Origin of the sequence: Paracoccus sp. Ld10 (assembly GCF_045064235.1) — a bacterium.
Lineage (GTDB): Bacteria > Pseudomonadota > Alphaproteobacteria > Rhodobacterales > Rhodobacteraceae > Paracoccus.
Map to the genome: position 1 here is coordinate 1 of NZ_JBISHD010000019.1, position 1,482 is coordinate 1,482.

The 1,482-nt window shown below is 59.9% G+C and carries 1 protein-coding gene; it reads right to left on the reverse strand.

Going from position 1 to position 1,482, the window contains the following annotated elements; translation table 11 throughout:
• Positions 1–108: 108 nt before the first annotated feature.
• A partial coding sequence (locus ACJJVR_RS05080) for an IS1182 family transposase (protein ID WP_405402742.1) occupies positions 109–1,482 on the reverse strand: 1,374 nt, incomplete at its 5' end.

Consider the following 1,482-nt stretch of genomic DNA (forward strand, 5'->3'; position numbering starts at 1 on the left):
TGGGCTGATGCTGTTGAAAAACTCGTCGGAGATTTGCTGCTCGGAGGGACGGCGCAGTGGCCGTCGGGGAATTTCCTGCCTGTTTGAGGCGCGCGCGTTTTGGCGTTTTCAGCCAACCACCGTTGCTCGGGGCATCCCGGGGTTGAGCTTGGCCAATTTCCGGAGGTTCTGGGCAATCGCTGCCAGCGTAAGTTCGTCTTTCACGCCCAATGGCCCTCTTAATCGCAAACGGGTGAGGCCAAGAATGCGTTTCAGGTGCGCGAAGAGCATTTCGACTTTCTTGCGCCGTCTCATAGCCGTCTCGTTGAAAGGTGACGCTGTGCAGGTTCGGGCGAAGTCCCGCACGATCTCGAACTTGCCGCGCTGCAGGCTGCGCGTTTCGCTGTTCGGGCAGCACTGCGCCCTCAGCGGGCAAGACTGGCAGTCGACTTTTACAGCGCGATACCTCCGTGGCTTCATCTCGGTCGATAGGCGCGCCGGATCGGAGTGGTTTCGCCGCGCATGCCGCAGGTCCTTGCCTTCAGGGCAGATGTAGCGGTCATTCTCTTCATCCCAGGTGAAGTCGGAGCGAGACAGGGTGCCATCCGTGCCCTCGCCTTTGTCTATGACGGGGATGAAGGGCAGGATTTTTCGCTTCAGGACGATCTCGACCAGGCTTTCTTCTGATCCATAGGCCGTATCCGCGACCAACCAATCCAGGCGAATGTCGAAGCGCTTGGATGTGCGGTCCAGCATGATGAGCGTTGAGCCGACCTCGGCTTGCCGCACCGAACGGATCGCCTCGACATCCATGATGATCCCGTGATCCCTGTCGATCAGGTAATTGTCTGAATAGGCGAAGAAAGCAGGCCCCTTGCGCGCTGCCGTCCATTGGCTGGCAGGATCCGCATGGGCCGTGAACCTGGGCTTGACGGGCGTTGCCGCGCCGAAGGCTTCCGCATCAAGCGTGTCGAGATACTCGCGCACCGCCCTCGGAGCCTCCGTCGGATCGATCGTGGACGCGTCCCATTCATCCTGACGGCTGGAGCTCTGCTTTTGGACATCGGCGCTGATCAGGCTGGCATCAGCAGCGAAGCCTTGGCCGCCGACCAGGCCATGGGCGATGCACTGGGCCACCACACGTTCGAAGACGGCGCGGAAGATGTCACTTTCACGGAACTTGCCATGCCGAAGTTTCGAGAAGCTCGAATGATCAGGCACCTTGTCCTTGAGCCCAAGCCGACAGAACCAGCGATAGGCGAGGTTGAGGTGAACCTCCTGGCAAAGACGCCGCTCGGACCGCAGCCCCATGACATAGCCGATCACCACCATCCGGATCATGAGCGCGGGATCGAGCGAGGGACGACCGGTGTGACTGTAGAAATCGCGCACCTCCTCGTGCAGATCGCTCAGATCCAGAAAGCGGTCGATACCTCGAAGAAGATGGTCGGACGGAATATGCGTCTCGAGATCGAACTCATAGAAAAGCCGGGCGTGAACCTT